At 34.7% G+C, this 18,587-nt stretch carries 16 protein-coding genes; 9 read left to right on the forward strand and 7 right to left on the reverse strand.

What is annotated here, in order from left to right:
- Positions 1–285 precede the first annotated feature (285 nt).
- Positions 286–1,155: a carboxypeptidase-like regulatory domain-containing protein gene (locus H6X70_RS02860; protein WP_194766171.1), complete on the reverse strand. Its 870-nt coding sequence runs from the start codon at positions 1,153–1,155 to the stop codon at positions 286–288.
- A 403-nt stretch (positions 1,156–1,558) separates the two neighbouring features.
- On the opposite strand from H6X70_RS02860, the gene H6X70_RS02865 reads away from it, so the two are divergent.
- The 8 genes from H6X70_RS02865 (at position 1,559) to H6X70_RS02900 (ending at position 8,835) form a co-directional block, all read left to right on the forward strand.
- Positions 1,559–3,334, forward strand: coding sequence for a tetratricopeptide repeat protein (locus tag H6X70_RS02865; protein WP_194766172.1), 1,776 nt, complete (start codon positions 1,559–1,561; stop codon positions 3,332–3,334).
- Positions 3,335–3,373: 39 nt separating this feature from the next.
- A complete protein-coding gene (locus tag H6X70_RS02870; RefSeq protein WP_194766173.1) occupies positions 3,374–3,697 on the forward strand; it encodes a DUF4286 family protein in 324 nt (107 codons plus the stop codon).
- Between the two features lie 166 nt (positions 3,698–3,863).
- Positions 3,864–4,640, forward strand: coding sequence for a 16S rRNA (adenine(1518)-N(6)/adenine(1519)-N(6))-dimethyltransferase RsmA (gene rsmA, locus H6X70_RS02875; protein WP_194766174.1), 777 nt, complete (start codon positions 3,864–3,866; stop codon positions 4,638–4,640).
- Between the two features lie 24 nt (positions 4,641–4,664).
- Positions 4,665–6,038 (forward strand): magnesium transporter, encoded by a 1,374-nt coding sequence (gene mgtE, locus H6X70_RS02880; RefSeq protein WP_194766175.1) that lies wholly within the window; start codon positions 4,665–4,667, stop codon positions 6,036–6,038.
- 170 nt (positions 6,039–6,208) lie between these two features.
- Positions 6,209–7,066, forward strand: a complete 858-nt coding sequence (locus H6X70_RS02885; protein WP_194766176.1) for a YicC/YloC family endoribonuclease — start codon at positions 6,209–6,211, stop codon at positions 7,064–7,066.
- 67 nt (positions 7,067–7,133) lie between these two features.
- A complete protein-coding gene (gene gmk / locus H6X70_RS02890) occupies positions 7,134–7,721 on the forward strand; it encodes a guanylate kinase (protein WP_194766177.1) in 588 nt (195 codons plus the stop codon).
- Positions 7,722–7,731: 10 nt separating this feature from the next.
- The gene (gene nadD / locus H6X70_RS02895; RefSeq protein WP_194766178.1) at positions 7,732–8,310 is read left to right on the forward strand and encodes a nicotinate (nicotinamide) nucleotide adenylyltransferase; all 579 of its coding nucleotides are present in this window, start codon (positions 7,732–7,734) and stop codon (positions 8,308–8,310) included.
- A gap of 126 nt (positions 8,311–8,436) precedes the next feature.
- Positions 8,437–8,835, forward strand: a complete 399-nt coding sequence (locus H6X70_RS02900) for a hypothetical protein (RefSeq protein WP_194766179.1) — start codon at positions 8,437–8,439, stop codon at positions 8,833–8,835.
- A gap of 599 nt (positions 8,836–9,434) precedes the next feature.
- Here H6X70_RS02900 and H6X70_RS02905 read toward each other — a convergent pair.
- Positions 9,435–10,364, reverse strand: coding sequence for a nicotinic acid mononucleotide adenyltransferase (locus H6X70_RS02905; protein WP_194766180.1), 930 nt, complete (start codon positions 10,362–10,364; stop codon positions 9,435–9,437).
- A gap of 132 nt (positions 10,365–10,496) precedes the next feature.
- Here H6X70_RS02905 and H6X70_RS02910 point away from each other — a divergent pair, with 132 nt between their 5' ends.
- Positions 10,497–11,498 (forward strand): NAD(P)H-dependent glycerol-3-phosphate dehydrogenase, encoded by a 1,002-nt coding sequence (locus H6X70_RS02910; RefSeq protein ID WP_194766181.1) that lies wholly within the window; start codon positions 10,497–10,499, stop codon positions 11,496–11,498.
- Between the two features lie 168 nt (positions 11,499–11,666).
- On the opposite strand, the gene H6X70_RS02915 is transcribed toward H6X70_RS02910, so the two are convergent.
- The 5 genes from H6X70_RS02915 to H6X70_RS02935 form a co-directional block, all read right to left on the reverse strand.
- Positions 11,667–12,062 carry a hypothetical protein gene (locus tag H6X70_RS02915; protein ID WP_194766182.1) on the reverse strand — a complete coding sequence of 132 codons (396 nt, stop codon included), beginning with the start codon at positions 12,060–12,062 and terminating at the stop codon, positions 11,667–11,669.
- A 149-nt stretch (positions 12,063–12,211) separates the two neighbouring features.
- Positions 12,212–13,630, reverse strand: coding sequence for an efflux transporter outer membrane subunit (locus H6X70_RS02920; RefSeq protein ID WP_194766183.1), 1,419 nt, complete (start codon positions 13,628–13,630; stop codon positions 12,212–12,214).
- Positions 13,631–13,634: 4 nt separating this feature from the next.
- Positions 13,635–16,772, reverse strand: coding sequence for an efflux RND transporter permease subunit (locus H6X70_RS02925; protein WP_194766184.1), 3,138 nt, complete (start codon positions 16,770–16,772; stop codon positions 13,635–13,637).
- Positions 16,773–16,785: 13 nt separating this feature from the next.
- On the reverse strand, positions 16,786–17,913 hold the full coding sequence (locus tag H6X70_RS02930; protein ID WP_194766185.1) for an efflux RND transporter periplasmic adaptor subunit: 1,128 nt from the start codon (positions 17,911–17,913) through the stop codon (positions 16,786–16,788).
- Positions 17,914–17,923: 10 nt separating this feature from the next.
- A complete protein-coding gene (locus H6X70_RS02935; protein ID WP_194766186.1) occupies positions 17,924–18,427 on the reverse strand; it encodes a GbsR/MarR family transcriptional regulator in 504 nt (167 codons plus the stop codon).
- Positions 18,428–18,587: the final 160 nt, after the last annotated feature.

Below are 18,587 nucleotides of genomic sequence, written 5' to 3' on the forward strand. Positions count from 1 at the left end.
ACTAAAGAATTCCAAGGAATGGCACTGTAAATTTTTCCTAAATCACTCTCTAAAAATCGGGAGTAATAAGTATTAAAGTTTTCTGTAGAAGATAAAAATGAAAACTCATGCTGAAATTCACTAATTTTCTGTATTTTCATAAACGTAAGAATAAGAAAACCCCGTTTTTGGCTCTGATCAGCCTTTTTCGGGGTTTTTATGTACTTAAATTTACGTAAAAATACTTGTATTTACAAGGGATAACGCGTTTTCTGAATGTGCCTAAAAAAATAACTCAAACATTTATTATTCACACATGGCATTTAAATAAAAGCTTAAATTCTGTCCGCTTTTATTCCAATTATCCATTGCCTTTTCTCTATAATAAGCAGTATGCGTTGGGGAGCTCGCAGTTGAAATCGAAAAAAACTTACTGTTTTCAGTATCTTTCACACTTTCTATCCACTGGATTGTTACTGCCACATCTTCGGTTTCTTCGTTTAAATAAATTTCATAAGGTTCTAAATCAACAGTAAACCAACCTAAAAAATTATCTTTTATTTCAAAAACAATGTTTTCTTGAACAATCAAATCGGAAGGTACTCCGTCTTTAATGTTATAAAAATTAACTCTAAACTTTAACGATTTGAAATCATTTGAGCTTATATTAAAATTCAAATCTTTGATATTACAATTTCGTCTGATTTTAAATTTCATACCTCTTTCTTTACTCAGCCGGTCGTCAACATCTTTTTCATAATATGAATAAAAATTAGAATGTAATAAGCCAAGGCCTTTTGAAGACCTTCCAATTTTTTTGGCTTTTAATTTAACTTTATTTGAATTTACAATGATTTCAGCTAATTCTATATTCTTGGATTGAAGCAAAATAGAGGTAGACATCTTATCCAAATCCGAAACTATATATTTTTCGGTTTTAAATCCAACATGCGAAAAAACAACAGTGTCTTTTGGTGTCACTTTATTATTTAAAGCAAGATTGAATAAGCCATTTTTGTTAGAAACGGTTCCGACAGTTTTGTTCTTAATTCCGATATTAACATAAGCAAGTGGCGCTTTGTTTTCGAAATTCAGTATTCTTCCCGATAGTATTTTCTCTTGAGAATAAACAATTAAACTGAAAAACAGAGTTGTGGTTAACAAGAAAACTTTCATAATAGTGATTGATTTTTGGTTTAGTGATCAATACTAAAAAATAAAAAAATCAATTTAAGTTAAGAATTTAACAATTAGGAAAACGTTAAGATTCAATCAATTGATATGATTTCTACACAATAATTATATTCCGTAAAATCTATGTGGAATTAATTATTTCTAATAATAATTCATCAAAATAAAGATTAAACATTTTATGACACCAAACACAAATCCTAAAAACCGTGAGCTATAAAATTGAAGTTTATAGCTCAAAATAACAAGATTTTTGAGCTATAAAACCCATCTCTATAGCTCAAAGCCCATCTTTTTAAAAATTTGGGTTGATTTAGAGATACCCATCGTTTACAGAATAATTCCAATTACTACAAGTTCAACACGGGACATTTATTATCTTTACCCCATGAAAGCTCTCCTTGTTATATTCCTATTTATTACGGCGTCTGTATACGCCCAAGAGGATTTGTTAGCCAAGGAATATTTTAATAACGGGGAGTATGAAAAAGCATTAGTAGAATACAAAAAACTCTACCAAAATGCGCCTTCAAACATCAATTACATCGAACAAATTATTAGTGCAGAACAGCAATTAGAACAGTATGCTGCTGTACAAACGTTTTTAGAAGGCATTTTAAAACGGGTGCAATACCCTGCTTTCTTGGTTGAAATGGGCTATAATTACCAACTTAGTGGCCAACCAGAAATAGCGAAAGACTATTACCAACAAGCGCTTGCTGCAATAGACGAGCGTCCAAATCATGTGTTTTCTATAGCACGCACGTTTCAAAGTCATTCACTTTTAAATGAAGCTGCACTAGCTTATGAAAAAGCTGCCACATTAAATTCAAATTTTAATTTCAGTATACAACTGGCGCAAATTTATGGCGAACAAGGACATATTGAAAAAATGTTTACAAGCTATTTGGAGTATGCCGAATCTAATCCTTCGGTTTTAAGTGATGTAAAACGAGCTATAAACGACTTTATAAGTGAAGACAGCAGCAATGAAAACAACATTGTATTCAGGAAAATACTGCTTAAAAAAATGCAGCAAGATCCTAAAACACTTTGGAACTCCTTATTAAGTTGGTTATTTATTCAGCAAAAGGAATACCGAAAAGCATTTACTCAAGAAAAAGCTATTTACAACAGGGAGCAACGCAGTTTACATCGCATTTTCGAGCTAGCCCAAATAGCAAATAAAGATGAGGATTACGAGGTTGCTAAAGACATTTACAACTACATTATTGAAACCACACAAAGCGACAACACCAAATTAGAAGCACATTATTTCTTACTAGAAATAGAAGTTAAAACAAGCTCAAAAAGCGATTACGCCAACATAAAAGCTAAATATTTAGAGCTTTTAAAGCAGTATCCTAAAAAAGATAAAACACTAGATTTACAAATAGCTTATGCCGATTTTCTAGCGTTTTATATGAATGAAACCAGCGAAGCCATTAGCTTTTTAGAAAACACGCTTAACGAACCATTAAGCAAAATGGAAAATGCCCAAGTAAAACTGAAGCTAGGCGATATTTTAGTATTACAAGAACAATTTAATAAGGCTTTAATTTATTATTCTCAAATCCAGAGGAATTTAAAAAACAGCACCATATCCCAAGAAGCCCGTTTTAAAGTTGCTAAAGCTAGTTATTACAAAGGAGATTTTAAATGGGCCGAATCGCAGCTTAAAATTTTAAAAGCTTCAACTTCGCAGCTTATTGCTAATGATGCCTTAGATTTAAAATTATTAATAAGCGACAATAAATATGAAGACTCATTGCAAACCGCTTTAAAAATTTATGCTAAAGCCGATTTGTTAGCCTTTCAAAACAGAAATGAAGAAGCCATTGTTTTATTAGATAAAATTTTAGACGAGCACAAAACCGAACCTATTATCGCGCAAGCCTTATTTAAACAAGCACAACTGTTTGTAAAAGAATCGGAATTTAAAAAAGCAACGGCCAATTACGAATTCATTATCGCCAATTATAAAGATGGCATTTTAATAGACGACGCCTATTTCAATCTGGCTAAAATTTATGAAAATCAATTAAACGAGCCGGAAAAAGCAAAAGCTTTATACGAGAAAATCATCTTTAATCATGCCGATAGCATTTACTTTGTTGAGGCAAGAAAACACTTTAGAGCCTTACGCGGAGATGCTATAAATTAAGTTTAGTAGCAGCGCATTAATTCAACAAAAAATAAAATCATGTACATATACAACGTAACGGTAAACATAGACGAGTCGGTTCATGACGAATGGCTAATTTGGATAAAAGAACAAATTCCCAAAGTTTTAGGTACAGGAAAATTTGAAAAAGCCACCCTAACGCGCGTTTTAGTTGAAGAAGAAATGGGCGGCACCACCTACTCTATTCAATACAAATCGTATTCGCGAGAAGCCTTAGACGCCTATTTTAGAGAAGATGCTGAAAGAATTCAACAAGAAGGCTTGAAAAAATTTGCCGATAAAATGCTTTCGTTTAGAACCGAACTTCAAATTATAGACGAATACACCGTAAATTTCAAATAACTTTTTTAGCTTTTTAAAAACCGCAGCATCTATTTATAAAAACTTACTTTTGTAAACTGTTATGCATGATGACTGAGATTTGTCGATTCGCTTGAATTTTACGAATGAAAATGAGTGGCATTAGTATCGATAATCAAATTTCATAACCTACTAAAACCTCTTACGAATGACAGTAAAAGCAAAAAAACATTTAGGTCAGCATTTTTTAAATGACGAATCTGTAGCCGAAAGAATTGCCGATTCGCTTACTTTAAAAAACTACAAAAAGGTTTTAGAAATAGGTCCTGGTATGGGCGTGCTTACCAAATATTTACTAAAAAAAGACATCACCACCTATGTGGTTGAAATAGACAGCGAATCGGTTGAATATTTACAAGCCAATTACCTCAATCTAGCACCGCGAATTATTGAAAAAGATTTTTTAAAATACGATTTAAACGAGGTGTTTAAAGGTGAACCCTTTGCTATTATTGGCAATTTCCCTTATAATATTTCAACACAAATTGTTTTTAAAACTTTGGAAATGCGCGATCAAATTCCCGAATTTTCAGGCATGTTTCAAAAGGAAGTCGCCGAACGTATTTGCTCCAAAGAAGGCAGTAAAATTTATGGCATCCTTTCGGTTTTAGCACAAGCATTTTACGACGCCGAATATTTATTTACAGTACCACCAAACGTTTTTAATCCGCCGCCAAAAGTAGATTCAGGCGTTTTAAGACTCACTCGAAAAGCAGATTACAGTTTACCCTGTGATGAGAAATTGTTTTTCAAAACCGTAAAAACCGCCTTTCAGCAACGCCGAAAAACACTTCGTAACAGTTTAAAAACATTCAATTTATCCGATAATTTAAAAGCAAATAGTATATTTGGCCAACGACCAGAACAACTAAGCGTTCAAAAGTTTATCGAGCTTACTATACTTATCGAAAAAGACGAAAACTAATTAACTTCTAGCAATTTATTTTGAATGAAAGAAGAAAAAGAAAACATACAATTTCAGCTTACCGATGAACTCATTGAGCAGGTACAATTACTAGTCGAACAACAACAAGACAAAGAATTACGCAAGCTTTTAAATGATTTTCACTATGCTGATATCGCCGAAATTCTAGATGAAATAAATCTAGAAGAAGCCATGTATGTGATTAAACTTCTGGATTCTGAAACGACTTCCGACATCCTAATGGAGTTGGACGAAGACAATCGTGAGAAAGTCTTAAAGAACCTTTCAGCCAAGGAAATTGCTGAAGAAGTAGAAGAATTAGACACCGATGATGCTGCCGATATTATTGCCGAATTACCTTTAGAGCGTCAGCAAGAAGTTATTTCGAATATTGAAGATGTAGAACACCAGGCCGAAATTCGAGAACTTTTAGCTTACGATGAAGATACCGCTGGGGGACTTATGGCTAAAGAGCTGGTTAAAGTTTACGATACCTGGACCGTTGCGGGTTGCTTACGTAGAATTCGAGGTCAAGCCGAAGAAGTAAAGCGTGTGCACTCGGTTTACGTGGTAGACAAAAAAGATAAATTGGTGGGCAGACTGTCTTTAAAAGATCTTATTGTTGCCAAAAACGAACAAAAAATTGCAGAAATTTATATCTCTAGTGTCGATGCGGTAAATGTGCATGAAGATGCAGAGGAGGTTGTAAAAATCATGCAAAAATACGATTTGGAAGCCATTCCGGTGGTAGATGATAATTACACCTTATTAGGCCGAATTACCATTGATGACATTGTAGATGTTATGAAGGAAGAAGCCGAAAAAGATTATCAATTAGCGGCTGGTATTACAAGCGAAGTCGATGCCGATGATAGCATTTGGGAACTCACCAAAGCACGATTACCCTGGCTATTAATTGGAATGTTTGGCGGTATTGGCGCCGCAAGTATTATAAACGGTTTTAGCGATGCCATGCTAAAATTCCCTGCTTTACTTATGTTTATTCCTTTAATTCAAGCCACTGCTGGGAATGTTGGTGTACAATCTTCTGCCATTGTCGTGCAAGGTCTTGCAAATAATACCATTGACGGTAAAATTCTTAGCCGATTATTAAAAGAATTTGTGCTTGGCTTAGTAAACGGATTGGCCATTGCAGCCATAGTATTATTAATAAGTCATTTTATTTTTAAAACCACCTATTTAGAGTCCTTAACCATTTGTGTCGCTTTAATTACCGTCATCATTATGGCCGCATTAATAGGCACCTTCATCCCTATTTTTCTAGATAAACGCGGTATCGATGCCGCAGTGGCCACAGGACCATTCATCACCACAAGTAATGATGTTTTTGGAATTTTCATCTATTTCCTAATCGCTAAATTAATTCTACATTTTTAATCATATTCTAAAAGCCTGATTAAAGTTTTAGCCTCCTTTTAATTGAAATAAAAAGCATTAGCATCACTTTAATTTCAGTTTGTGTTAAGTCCTAATAAATATTAGTCCTAATTATCTGTTTTCTATACCTTAGGTTTTAATTATCTTTGCTTAACTTAATACTTCAGTATATGATATATTCAATGACAGGTTACGGAAAATCTGTTTTGCAACTGCCCACTAAAAAAATAACAATCGAGCTTAAATCTTTAAACAGTAAAAATTTAGATTTAAACGTTAGAATGCCTTCTATTTACAGAGAAAAAGAACTGGCTATTAGAAAGCTTCTTGCCGAAAAATTAGAGCGTGGCAAAGTTGATTTTTCAATTTATGTTGAAGCAACTGCTGAAGACACATCAACGCAAATTAACACCCCTGTTGTTAAACAATATATCGAGCAATTAAAAAATGTTGTAGACGGCGATGCTATTGAATTACTAAAAATGGCCGTGCGTTTTCCCGATGCTTTAAATACCGTACGAGAGGAAATTGATGCTGAAGAATGGCAAACCATTAACACCGAAATCCTAACTGCTATTGATGACATTATCAATTACCGTTTAAACGAAGGCAAGGTTTTAGAGGCCGATTTTAATAACCGTATTGTAACGATTTCAAAAATTCTAGATGAAGTTATTGCTATGGATCCCGAGCGTGTCGAGGGTGTTCGCGAACGTTTATTAAAAGGTGTTGAAGAATTAAGAGAGAAATACGACGAAAACAGATTCGAACAAGAATTGGTGTATTACATTGAAAAATTCGATATTACTGAAGAAAAAGTACGTTTAAAAAACCATCTAAATTATTTCACCGAATCGATTAATTCTGAAGATTCTAACGGAAAAAAACTAGGCTTTATCAGTCAAGAAATGGGCCGAGAAATTAATACCATTGGCTCTAAAAGTAATTATGCGCCCATGCAACAATTGGTGGTGCAAATGAAAGACGAATTAGAAAAAATTAAGGAACAATTATTAAACGTACTTTAACTAGTTTTCAGTTACAGAGTTCAGTCGCGGTCGCAGTAATCAATAAATAGTAAAAATAAGTCTTAAAGTGGATCAAAAAAATAATAAAAAAGGCAAACTTATCGTGTTTTCTGCACCTTCAGGATCGGGAAAAACAACCATAGTAAGACATTTATTAGGTGTTGAAGATTTGAATTTAGAATTTTCTATTTCGGCTACTTCCAGAGAAAAACGCGGTACCGAAGAGCATGGCAAAGACTATTACTTTTTATCGGCTGAAGACTTTAAAAACAAAATTAAAAACGACGAGTTTTTAGAGTGGGAAGAAGTGTATCGCGATAATTTTTACGGTACTTTAAAAACCGAAGTCGAACGCATTTGGGCAAAAGGCAAGAATGTTATTTTTGATATTGATGTTTCTGGCGGACTCCGAATTAAACGTAAATTTCCAGATGAAACTTTAGCTGTTTTTGTAAAACCACCAAGTGTCGACGAACTTAAAATTCGTTTAAAAAAGCGAAAAACAGAAACCGAAGATAAAATTAACATGCGTGTTGCTAAATCTTCAGCCGAATTAGCCACAGCACCTTTATTCGACACCATTGTTATTAACGATACTTTGGAACATGCCTTAGAGGAAGCCCACCAAAAAATTAGTGATTTTATAAACTCTTAGTCGTTCTTCAATGAAAATCGGATTGTATTTTGGTTCTTTCAACCCCATTCATATTGGACATATGGTTATTGGAAATCATATTGCAGAATATAGCAATTTAGACGAAATTTGGTTCGTGGTAACCCCTCACAATCCGTTTAAAGAAAAAAAGACCTTATTAGACAATCATCATCGGTTAGAAATGGTGTATCGCGCTACCGAACCTTACCAAAAGTTAAAACCCTGCGATATAGAATTTAAATTACCGCAACCCAATTACACCATCGATACCTTAGTTTATTTACAAGAAAAATACCCCACAAAGGAGTTTTCTTTAATTATGGGCGAAGACAATTTAAAGAGCTTTCACAAGTGGAAAAACTACCAGCTTATTCTAGAAAACCACTTTGTTTACGTGTATCCGCGTATTTCAGAAAACAAAATAGAAACTCAATTTGATGGACACCCCAAAATTGTTCATATCGATGCGCCTATCATGCAACTCTCATCCTCTTTTATTCGAAAAGCGATAGCTGCAAAGAAAAATATTCAACCTATGCTTCCTGAATTTGTTTGGGAATATTTAGATGAAATGAATTTTTATAAGTAACTTTATTACAATAACTTAACACTCCCGTAACATCTACCTCGATTTTAGCCTATACTTTTAATTTTCTTGTTTGGTTGGAACTTTTTTTATAAAAAACCAACACGACAATTTAAAACTAAAGGCCAAATGAATATTGAAAACACCGCAGATTTTTTAAAGCAGTTTGATTATAAATTCAAACGTAAGGGCGACACAATAACCATTATCATGGATTATAGCCATCGTATTTTCATCGACTTTAAAAACCCCAACAAAATTGTAATAAAAGATCAGTTAGTTACCTGGAACTTTATTACAGGCATGTTAAAAATGAGCATTCGCAAAGCCATACTTCTAAATCTTTTATGCAATATGGGCTTCAGTGCTTTAATAGCGTTTTTCGATTTAAGTGCTGGCATAGCCGTATTTTGCGTTTTATTAATATGGACGCTTTTTTGGTCTATTGTACACATTTCAAAATACGATAAATTAAGAGACATGCTTACCAATTGGAGTCATCAAGGCGTGTATTCTATAGAATCTTAATATTGTGTTTTTATCAGAAAATCTGCATTAAAACCATCACTCATCAACTAAATTTATTTTCTCATTTAATTTGTCTTTAAACTCTTTTTGGCAAATGGCAAACCACCGCGCTATCCGTTACTAGTTTTGGCTCGATGCACGCCTCGCCAAAAGCTATCCACTACTATCGCTTTTGCGCCTGTTTACAAAGGTTTATTTACAAGAGCTAAATTTTAGTGTGTTTATTTTGTGAAGCGTGCCTGAATATTTAAAATTATAGGTTCTCGTCTCCGCTAGAACACCCTAATATTGAAGCCTTAAGTTCAATTTCATAATCTAAATTCTAAAGGCAATGGTCTTCAAGTGCGGTCGAGAAGTTATTTTCATGGATTCAGATAAATAAGGTGTTTGAGTGAAAAAATAACAGACATTTTAATGCAAATGTTCACAATTTCGCGTGGTTTTATTTCACATCTTAACTTTCTAACCTTATAACCTTTTCAACTTTAAACATTACAATCCAAATCCCATTTAAAGCAAAAAACAATCATAAAAAGAAACCGTTTAAAGCTATGAAGATGCTCTAAACGGTTTCTAACTAAATAACCAACCAAAAAATTTTATAAAACCCTAGTACTTGTTCTCGGGTTTTCTTTTCTATCGTTTTTAAACTTACGTTTTTTATCTACTAAATTGTTTGTATCTGTTTTTCCATCAGCAGCTTTTAAATACTGAATATATCCGCGACCTTTAAACCTGTAAACGGTACCCGAAGATATATGATACAATTCTATTGTTGCATCATCTAAAACGGTCAATTCGAAAGATTCATTGCCATACAAATCATAAATTAATGTTAAAGTCTTTAAGTAGAAATTATTAGAAACATCGCCTACTCCATAATCGCCTATAAAATCCCAATAAATCTGATTCGGATTTAACCCCACAGGATCCTGTGAACTTTCGAATGTTTCATCGTTTCCGCCAGATAAAAAACGTAAGTAATTCTCCTTGTCAAAATCGTTTACCGTTCCTTCTGCGCTCGTATAAATCTTCGCCCAGGCTTCGTATTCTTGTAAGAAATAATGAATATTATCGTAAAACACGAAGTCGTAATCAAAATCCTTACGCTGATACCCTTCTAAGAAATATGACGTTTTGTTTCTTGGGTTATAAAGTTCAATACGATGACTATTCACTTGATAGACATCAAAACTTGAAAACCCATCGATATCATGATTAACATCTAAAATCATATCATAAGCATCATAAACGCCAACATCTATTCCTAAACCACTTCCTGTACTACCAATGCCAACAAGGTTATTATTTGCATAAAGCAATCCATTTCTAAAAGACACCGTAAAGGCTTTTTGTAACCAAGGGGTTTCTCCATAGCCCAAAGTGGCGTTAATATCTACATACCACAAGTCGTAAGAACTTAGTAGTTGATTTACTGAAATAGGGCGCCCGCCCTCCAATGTGCTTTCACAGGAAGTAAAAAAAGTAGCGCTTAACGCCACTATTAAAAATAATTTTATCGCTTTCATAGGTATACAAGTTAATCATTTATGGCTATTAAGTTTCAAAACATGTGCCAAAAAATAAAGCTTGTCCCTCCAAAGCCCGCATATTGATTATTTTTTTATGTACTTTTGACCTAAGAAATTGATTTAATTTTCATGGATAAACCATTAAAATACGCCGTTTTCGGAGCAGGAAGCTGGGCTACTGCCATTGTAAAAATGCTTTCTGAAAATTTAAATGAAATTGGCTGGTATATGCGCAGCGTATATACTAAAGAACATTTACTACGCGAACAGCACAATCCTAACTACCTGAGTTCGGTAGAGTTTCACTTAGAACAACTTATTTTAAGCAACGATATTAATGAAGTTGCAGACTATGCCGATGTGCTCATTTTCGTTATCCCTTCAGCCTTCATACATAGTGAATTAGAAAAACTCGAAATAGACATCTCTAATAAAATCATTGTTTCTGCCGTAAAGGGCATTATGCCCGAAACAGAACTATTGGTAGGCGAGCATTTCCATGATATTTACAAAGTACCTTACGATAATATTGCCGTAATAGCAGGGCCTTGTCATGCCGAAGAGGTTGCTCTAGAACGCTTATCCTATTTAACCATTTCCTGTTCCGACCAAAAGAAGGCAACAGCCATTGCAAACAGCTTTAGCAGCGATTATATAAAAACAAAAATTAGCGACGATGTAATTGGCATAGAATACGCTGTTATGCTTAAAAACATTTACGCCATTGCTGCAGGAATAGCACACGGTTTAGGCTATGGTGACAACTTCCAAAGTGTTTTAATGAGCAATGCCATTCGCGAAATGAAACGTTTTATTAAGAAAGTTCACAAAATGAAACGTAACATTAATAATTCGGCTTATTTGGGCGATTTATTAGTAACAGGCTATTCTGTTTTTTCACGAAACCGCATGTTTGGAAACATGATTGGTAAAGGCTACACCGTAAAATCGGCACAAATGGAAATGAATATGGTTGCCGAAGGTTATTACGCCACAAAAAGTGCACACGAATTAAACCTTAAAAACGCCAAAAAAACGCAAATGCCTATTATAAATGCCGTTTACGAGATCTTATACGAAAATAAAGAACCTAAAAAGGTATTTAAAAAATTAACCGATAGGCTAGATTAACATATGCCTTTAAAAAAAGGAATCTTCTAAATTAAATTTATCATTTTGGACGCCTGCCTTCCGGATGGCAGGTTACCCAAGGGTTGGGCTAGCAGCTTATCTGCCAAGGCCTTTGCTTAAGAATTTAGTTTTGGATTGCTTGCTAAGAGATTCCTGCATTCGCAGGAATTATTTTACTAAAACACCTTTTACAGACATTAAAGGCAAGGGCTGTAAAGCTTTTAAATTAATCGTGTTTTTTCTAAATAAGTAAGTTTTATCACACATCTTATTGCCTTCAAAAAACGACACTTTAAAAGTATTATTTATCGCAAATAACTCTTCTTGCATGAGTTCAATTTTAGCATAGCTTTTTTTAGGAAGCACATCAATTTTTTTTCTGAAAATGGACGTCATTTTATCTTCAGAATAACCACTTGTAACGATTAGCACCATGTCTAAATCAACCTCCTTATCGTTAATAATGTAGGCGTTCCAATCTTGAGTTTTATAAACGTCGTTGTACTCGTTTACCACTGCAATGTAAACACCTTCAACTTTTGGTATGATAATATCTTCTTTCATGCATCAAAAATAATAAATTCATTTGAAGTCAAGACTTTCTATTCACATCTAAAAACATCAAAGCAAGCTGTTCTTACGAATCAGCTTGCTTCAATTGAAATACAAATAAACAATCTAAAATTATCAGTAAAACTTTTAATTAACAATTATTATTTCCATCCGCCGCCAAGGGCTTTATAAAGATTTACAACAGCAATTAATCGGTCTAATTTATTCTCAATACTTGTTAATTCTGTTGTTAAAACAGTTTGTCTGGCCACTAATAGATCTAAATAGGTGGCATAACCACTATTTAATAATTCTTCGGAATTTGTTTCTGCACGACGCAAAGCTTCAACTTGTTTTTCTAAATATTGGAGTTTTTCAGTTTCGGCATTATAGGTATAGAGTGCTTCCGAAACCTCGTTTCCTGCTACTAACAGTGTGCGTTTAAAATTCAACAGCGATTGCTCTTGTTGTGCTTTGGCAACTTCATGTTGGGTTCTTATTTTTCGTTGATTAAAGATAGGTTGTGTTATACCGCCAACTATATTTGCAAATAGCGAGTTGGCATTAAACCAATTATCAAACTCTAAACTTTGAAAACCGCCTGAAGCACTTAAAGTAAACGACGGATAAAAGTTGGTTAAAGCCACATTGGTAAACTCGAACGATTGTCTAAAATCACTTTCGGCAGCGATAACATCCGGACGGTTACGCAGTAATAAATAAGGCACGCCAAGCTTTATTTGAGTCGTAATTTGTTGGGCATCCAATGCATTTCTTTCAAAATGTTGTGGTGGTTTTGCCAATAAAATACTCAAAGTGTTTTCGGCTCTAAAAACAGCACGTTCAATATCAACTTGTATGGTTTTCGCATTATTGTACTGCGCGATATCTTGGTCTACCGCCACTTGAGTCACTTCCCCCGCCTCTTTAAGGGCTTGAATAGTTGCTACACTTTTTTCGCGAGAAGCTACAGTTTCCTTTGTTACTTTTAGCTGAGCATCTAACGCAACTAAAGTGTAATAGGTGGTTGCAATGCTTTCAATCAATTTGGTTTTCACGGCTTGATGTGCAGCTACGCTTTTTAAATAACCCGCTTGAAAAGCACGTTTATTACTTCGTATTTTTCCCCAAACATCGGCTTCCCAAGAAAGATTTGCAACAGCTTCGTACTGACTTATCCCCCCGTTGAAAAAACTACCAAACTGACTGTTTTTAGAGAGTTCTTGATGGGTTGCAGAAGTCCCTACACTTAAGGTTGGCAAATAACCAGCATTGCCCTGTTTCATATAAGCTTCGCCCGCAATAATCTGCTGGATGGCAATACGAATATCAATGTTATTTTGTAAACCTTCTTCAATATATTGCTGCAAATAGGCATCTGTAAACACCGATTTCCAAGACACATCGGCCATCGATAAACTATCGGTTGGTAATTGGTCTGTGCGGTATAAGTTATCGGTTTCAGCATCTAGATTTGGACGCTCGTAATCTTTAGCCACAAAACAACTTTGTAGGGTATACATTAAAACAACCAAAAGTGCCGCTTTGCTAAAATATTTATGGTTCATTATAGATTTCATAGTCTTAATCTTCTACAGTTTGAATTGCGGGTTTGCGAGATACTTTTTCTTGCAACCACTGAAATAATATAAATAGAATAGGAATTACAAAAACACCTAAAAGGGTTCCTATAAGCATGCCTCCTGCGGCTCCTGTTCCAATAGAATTGTTCCCTTCGGCACCAACGCCTTTTGCTAACACCAATGGCATTAACCCTAAAATAAAAGCGAATGACGTCATTAAAATAGGACGCAAACGCGATTTGGCTCCATGAATTGCTGCATCGACAATAGATTCACCAGATTTTCGTCGTTGAAGGGCAAACTCAACAATTAATATCGCATTTTTAGCGAGCAAGCCAACAAGCATAATTAAGGCAATTTGGAAGTAAATATTGTTTTCTAATCCGAAAAACTTCGTGCTTATATAAGCTCCAAAAACTCCAAATGGTAATGATAAAACAACTGCAAAAGGCAGTAAATAACTTTCGTATTGCGCACTTAAAAGGAAATACACAAACATGATACTTAAAATAAAAATGAAGGTTGTTTGGTTTCCTGCATTAACCTCTTCTCGTGTTAAACCAGAATAAGCAACGGTATAATTATTTGGCAATTTTGCTGCTTCCTCTTCAATAACTCGAATGGCATCTCCTGTACTAAAACCAGCATTAGTTGCTCCTGTTATACTCGTAGAATTAAACAAGTTAAAACGGGTTACCGATTGCGGTCCATACACACGTTTTAATTCTACAAACTGTGTAATTGGAGCCATTTCGCCAGAATCTGTTCTTACATACATGCTATTTAAAGCATCTTCATTGGCTCGGTCTTCTGGAAGTGACTGAATGTAAACACGGTATTGCTTCCCAAAACGAGAGAAATCCGATGCATAAACACCGCCTATATAACCTTGAAGCGTTGAGAAAATGCTATTAATTGGCACGCCTTTTTCTTTGGCTAAAGGCACGTTGATTTCCATTTCGTATTGCGGATATTTTGTATTGAAAGCCGATTGTGCATACTGAATTTCTGGATGGCTCATAATGGCCGCTGCAAAATCTGTATTCACTTTATCCAATGCTGTAAATTCGCCTCCAAATTTATCTAACAAATTAACCTCAAAACCTGCAGAGTTACCAAAACCTCTAATACTTGGTGGTGAGAAGAAAATAATTTTAGCTTCAGGAATAGATGCTGCTATTCCGAATAATTTTACAGTTATGGCGTGCGCCGAAAGCGACTCGTCTTTACGTTCGCCCCAATCGTTTAACTTTATAATTCCGAAACCATAGTTGGTTCCCGAACCACTAATTAAACTTCGACCTTTAATGAAGTTTACACCTGTTACACCTTCTAAATTATGAATCTTTTCATATAAATCTTTAGAAACAGCATCGGTTCTGTCTAAAGAAGCACCTGCTGGTAATTCTATGTTTGCAAAAATAATTCCACGATCTTCGTTTGGCACAAATCCCGTAGGTGTTGTTTTTGATGCCCAAAATATACCAACGGCTGCGATTAACAATAAAACCGCCGATGTCCATTTTCTTTTATATAAAAACTGAAGTGATTTTCCGTAGCGCTCTACAGTAGCATTAAAACCACGGTTGAAAAGCGCATAGAAACGCTGCAACGGATTTTTGGATTTTAATTCGTCGTCGTCTTTATGGCCTTTTAATAATAAAGCACACAATGCCGGACTTAAGGTTAAGGCATTAACGGCCGAAATAAGAATGGCTATAATTAAAGTCACACCAAACTGCTCGTAAAACACCCCTGTAGGACCCGTAACAAAGGTTACAGGAATAAATACAGCTGCCATAACCAAAGTAATGGAAATAATGGCTCCCGAAATTTCATTCATGGCTTTTAAGGTTGCCGATTTCGGATTTTTTTCACCATCGTCAATCTTGGCATGTACAGCTTCAACCACCACAATGGCATCATCGACCACAATACCAATGGCCAGAACTAAGGCAAAAAGCGTTAATAAGTTAATAGAATAACCAAATAAATTCAGGAAGAAAAAAGTTCCTATAATAGATACGGGTACTGCAATTGCAGGAATTAGTGTGGAACGAAAATCTTGTAAAAAGATAAATACCACCAAAAACACCAATAAAAAAGCTTCTAATAAAGTACTCACTACTTTTTCTATGGAAGCATTTAAAAATAAACTAGTATCGTAAGGTATAAAAATATTTAAGCCATCGGGTAAATCTTTTTCAACAGCATCAAAAGTGGTTTTAATGTTTTCGATAATTTCTTGGGCATTCGAACCTTTGGTTTGAAAAATCCCCATAAACACAGCAGGATGCCCCAAACTCATCGCGTTAGACGCATAAGACTGCGCATCTAATTCTATAGTAGCAACATCGTTTAAACGTAAAAATGCGCCGTTACCAAGCGCTTTAATAATAATGTCGCCATACTGTTTTGAATCTTTAAAACGACCGCTATAAGTTAAAACATACGAGAATGCTTCACCATTATTTTCGCCTAATGCTCCCGCTGCAGCTTCTAAATTTTGTTCTTTTAATGCCGCTGTAACATCGGAGGGAATTAAATTATACGCTGCTAATTTCTCTGGTTTTAACCAAATACGCATCGCGTAATCTTGCTGTGAAAATACACTAACATCGCCCACACCATTAATACGTTTCATGGCGGGAATCACGTTAATTTTTAAATAATTTTGAATATAGGTGGCATCATAATCTTCGCTATCGGAATACATCGAAGCAAACATTAAGGCACTTGTTTCTTGTTTTTGTGTGGTAACCCCCGTTTGAATTACCTCTTGAGGCAGTAAGGGATTTGCTCTTGCTACACGGTTTTGAACGTTAACGGCAGCAATATCGGCATCCATTTCTTGATTAAAATATACTGTAATTTCAGCCGTACCATTATTGGATGCGGTCGACGTGATGTACGTCATCCCTTCTGCTCCATTAATTTGTTCTTCAATAGGAATAATAACACTTTCTAAAACAGTCTCGGCATTTGCCCCTGGATACGAAGCAACCACTTTAATGGTTGGTGGCGCGATATCTGGGTATTCTTCAATAGGCAAGGTTGAAATACTTATAATTCCAAGCATGACTATTATCACCGAAATCACTGTTGAAAGTACGGGTCTTTCAATAAATGTTTTTAACATAGTTGTAAAATTTCTAGTTTTTAAATAATGTTGCAATAGGTTTTAAAACCTCATTATAAGCTACTTCTTGCGGTGTAATAGACATACCTGTTCGTAGTTTCCCTACGCCAGTAACCACAATTTTATCGCCAGGTTTAAGCCCGGATTCTACAACATATAAGTTATTTACATCGGCCTTCACTTTTATCATGTGGGTTGCAATTTTATTATCGGCACCCACTTTAAAAATCATAATATTTCCTTGTTGTTCGAAAGTGGCTTCCTGCGGAATTACAATCTCATTTTCATACTGTGTTGGAATTTGAAGCTTCCCACTATTTCCATTGGTTAACAACTGGTTTGGATTATTAAAAACAGCTCTAAAACTTACGGTTCCTGTTTTTTGATTGACTTGTCCGGAGCTGGTTTGAATCTTGCCTTTTTCAGAATATGTAGTTCCATTGGCTAGGATTAAGTTCACTTCAGATAAATGCTCTAACTTTTCAGCAAGATTTTTTCCTTCCGAATTTTGTAAAAAATCAAAATACTCCGATTCATTCAAACTGAAAAAAGCATAAACATTTGAGATATCACTTACAGTGGTTAAAGGCGTGGCATCGTTTGGACTAATTAAAGCACCTTCTCTAAAATTAATAGTGCCTACAAAACCATTAATTTGACTTTTAATAGTAGCATAACCAATGTTTGCAGAGATACTGCTATAGTTGGCCTGCGCTTGCGCTAAATTAGCTTTAGCCGTTTCCAATTGAACTGGGCTAATAATATTTTTTTCGACTAAAGGAATTAACTTATTCACTTCAACCTGTGCTACATTGACACGCGCTTTTGCAGCACCTGCATCTTCAGACAGGGCCTGAGTTTCTAGTTTAAATAGCATCTGACCTTTGCTTACTTTCTGTCCTTCATCAACCAATACTTTCTGAATATACCCAGCAGTTTTTGCGCGAACATCGCTATTAATAATTCCTTCAATATTGGTTGGATACTCCTTAAAGCCTGTAACCGTAGTTGTATTTACGGCTGTTACAGGAATTGTAACTGGAGGAGCTTGTACGGCTTGTTGCTCTGCCTTTTTTCCGCAACTTGCCACGGTTAACGCCAAGCAAACTAGGAGGATATAATGTAATGTATAGGTTTTCATATTTCTTGTTTTAAAGACTGAATTGACTGTTTTTTAAATTTGTTCTTAATTCTTCAATAGATTTCGTGGCACCATCAATAAATTTGATATAATCGTTATGAAAATTTAAATCAAATTTTTCATCATCATTTTCAATAATGGCATTGTTTTTAAACTCCTTATAATTTTTAATTTCTAGGTGTAACTCGCGTAATTCTTGCCAATCGCTAATCATTTTATCAACATGCTGAACGACGGTATCTTTATTAATTACAAAATATTTTTTACGGTCGCCTGTTTTGGTGAAATATTCAATCTTATTTAAATCTAGTAAATGATTTAAATGCGTTGAGATGGTACTTTTACTAGCACAAAGTATATGTACTAAATCTTCAAAGGTGGTTCCTGATTTGCCCGTTAAAATGATATATGATAAAATACGAGCCGCAACAGGAGCTAATTGGTCTCTGCTCTCTAAATGAACGCCTAGCTTTTCAACCAATGCCATTTTTTCTTTACAATTGCTATCTTCCATTATTGTGTATGATTATTTCACTGAAACTATAAATTCAAACAATTTCATAATTTCCGACAAATATACACTTGGTTCGAAACAAACCGAACTAAACGAAGTTAAGAAAATGTTAAACAATTTAAATAGAAGCTAAATCAATAATTCACATTAATCACATCTC

This window comes from Tamlana sp. I1 (assembly GCF_015355625.1).
Taxonomy (GTDB): Bacteria; Bacteroidota; Bacteroidia; order Flavobacteriales; family Flavobacteriaceae; genus Pseudotamlana.

Coding starts and splice junctions, on each gene's coding strand:
- H6X70_RS02915 (WP_194766182.1), bottom strand. CDS start 12,062: ATGAAAGAAGATATTATCATACCAAAAGTTGAAGGTGTTTACATTGCA.
- mgtE (WP_194766175.1), top strand. CDS start 4,665: ATGAAAGAAGAAAAAGAAAACATACAATTTCAGCTTACCGATGAACTC.
- H6X70_RS02860 (WP_194766171.1), bottom strand. CDS start 1,155: ATGAAAGTTTTCTTGTTAACCACAACTCTGTTTTTCAGTTTAATTGTT.
- rsmA (WP_194766174.1), top strand. CDS start 3,864: ATGACAGTAAAAGCAAAAAAACATTTAGGTCAGCATTTTTTAAATGAC.
- H6X70_RS02920 (WP_194766183.1), bottom strand. CDS start 13,630: ATGAAATCTATAATGAACCATAAATATTTTAGCAAAGCGGCACTTTTG.
- H6X70_RS02870 (WP_194766173.1), top strand. CDS start 3,374: ATGTACATATACAACGTAACGGTAAACATAGACGAGTCGGTTCATGAC.
- H6X70_RS02930 (WP_194766185.1), bottom strand. CDS start 17,913: ATGAAAACCTATACATTACATTATATCCTCCTAGTTTGCTTGGCGTTA.
- H6X70_RS02885 (WP_194766176.1), top strand. CDS start 6,209: ATGATATATTCAATGACAGGTTACGGAAAATCTGTTTTGCAACTGCCC.
- H6X70_RS02935 (WP_194766186.1), bottom strand. CDS start 18,427: ATGGAAGATAGCAATTGTAAAGAAAAAATGGCATTGGTTGAAAAGCTA.
- H6X70_RS02925 (WP_194766184.1), bottom strand. CDS start 16,772: ATGTTAAAAACATTTATTGAAAGACCCGTACTTTCAACAGTGATTTCG.
- H6X70_RS02910 (WP_194766181.1), top strand. CDS start 10,497: ATGGATAAACCATTAAAATACGCCGTTTTCGGAGCAGGAAGCTGGGCT.
- H6X70_RS02900 (WP_194766179.1), top strand. CDS start 8,437: ATGAATATTGAAAACACCGCAGATTTTTTAAAGCAGTTTGATTATAAA.
- H6X70_RS02905 (WP_194766180.1), bottom strand. CDS start 10,364: ATGAAAGCGATAAAATTATTTTTAATAGTGGCGTTAAGCGCTACTTTT.
- nadD (WP_194766178.1), top strand. CDS start 7,732: ATGAAAATCGGATTGTATTTTGGTTCTTTCAACCCCATTCATATTGGA.
- H6X70_RS02865 (WP_194766172.1), top strand. CDS start 1,559: ATGAAAGCTCTCCTTGTTATATTCCTATTTATTACGGCGTCTGTATAC.